Genomic DNA, 1,746 nt, shown 5'->3' on the forward strand with positions numbered 1-1,746 from the left:
GGTACTGTCAAACGTACCTCGTTTAAATTCATAATTTCCGAACAATAAAAAACACCCGAACGTCTTCTTCTGATATTCTTGGTGTGCAACCAACAAGAAAATCCAGAAAGAAGGATTCGAGTGCATACACCATTAATATCGTATTTAGTTCTAGTAATCAAGCTCCAAAGACAAATTATCTTGGTACTTTTGGCTCAGCTGGCTGAAATCTTTGATCATTCACGACTGCCAAGGGCTGATAAGCCTGTGTTCAAACGGTTCAATCAGTTTCAAGTTGATGAGAAACTGCCACTACTTCAAGCCGATATTGGACCTGAAAAGCTCGACTACCAGCAATTGTTAGCCGAAGCGCTTGAGAAGAATGGCAAGCCGATCCTTCCAGTCAGACGGCGTAAGCCAGTCAGCTTTGAGACTCAAGCCTGTCCACGGTGCCAAGCGCCACAAGATTATCTCTACGCCAATAACGGTGCTGGTGGCCAGCTGAAGTGCAAGGTCTGTCAGTTCAAGTTTCAAGACGGCTACGCCGAGAAGAACAAGACCGTTGCTTTACGTTGTCCTTATTGCCAGAATCGCTTGAGTATTCACAACCGCCGGACCAAGTTTGACGTCTGGTGTTGTTATAACGACAAGTGCTCATTTCGGTTGGGCACGATTGCCTCAATGTCGCCAGCCGAAGTCGCCGACTTCAACGTTCATCCAACTGCACACAAGGTGCGTTACACTTGGCGAACCTACAACTTTGAACTCAAAGGCATCGCACCGGAATCGCCAATTCAAGCACCGGTAGATCTCAGCCGTATTCAGGCCAGTCCTGAAGTGCTGGGCCTTGTTTTGACCTATCACATCAACTATGGCCTGTCGGCGCGTCGAACGGCGGCGATCATGTACGATATCCACGGCGTCAAGATCTCACATCAAACCATTCACAACTACGAAATGGCAGTCGCCGCTGTTGTCCGACCGTTCTGGGCAAACTATCCTTACAAACTGTCTGACCAGATCGTCGGCGACGAGACTTACGTGCGCGTGAAAGGTAAGTGGAACTACATTTTCTACTTCTACGACGCCAAGTGTAAGCTTATTCTCGCTGACTACGTGACGCCTAATCGCACAACAGAATCAGCGGTGATTGCGATCATCCAAGTGCTTCAAAAGATGCCTAAGATCCCTGAGAATCTTAACTTTGTAGTCGACGCGAACCCGATCTACCAAGTTGCGCAGATCTATTTCGCTCAACAGGGCATCAAGTTTGGCATTCATCAGGTCGTCGGCCTTGAAAACAAAGACGAGATCAGTCGTGAATACCGTTTCTTGAAGCAAACCATTGAGCGTTTGAATCGCTCCTACAAAGAGAATTACCGTTCAAGTACTGGCTTTGGTTCTGCCACGGGCTCGGCGAGTTACACAGCACTTTATTCAGCCGCTTACAACTTCTTACGACCTCATGAAGCGCTACGTTACCGCGTTCCAGTGGAATTACCACAGCTTCGGCCGTTTGAGCGAATGCCCGACAAGTGGCTGGCGTTGATCGAACTGGCGCAATCTCAACTACCAACCGCAGCTTAGATATTCTGAAAAATCAGAACAGCTAGAGCTTAGTTTGTGTACCCTGAAACAGATAATATGAGCAAGATCCAGTAGGAAGCAACGAATGAGTTAAGCTCGCTGGACTACCAAACATCGATCCAATACAATAACGGTCGCCCCCTCCTTGAACATCCGGTTTTGGACTTGGTTTCATAGAAC

1 protein-coding gene is annotated in these 1,746 nt (G+C 47.7%); it reads left to right on the forward strand.

Annotated features, from left to right (window positions below; all coding sequences use genetic code 11):
- Positions 1 to 120 precede the first annotated feature (120 nt).
- Positions 121 to 1,566, forward strand: a complete 1,446-nt coding sequence (locus tag FD01_RS05815) for a DDE-type integrase/transposase/recombinase (protein ID WP_056963152.1) — start codon at positions 121 to 123, stop codon at positions 1,564 to 1,566.
- Positions 1,567 to 1,746 lie beyond the last annotated feature (180 nt).

The organism is Lacticaseibacillus manihotivorans DSM 13343 = JCM 12514, assembly GCF_001435035.1.
GTDB classification, from domain to species: Bacteria; Bacillota; Bacilli; order Lactobacillales; family Lactobacillaceae; genus Lacticaseibacillus; species Lacticaseibacillus manihotivorans.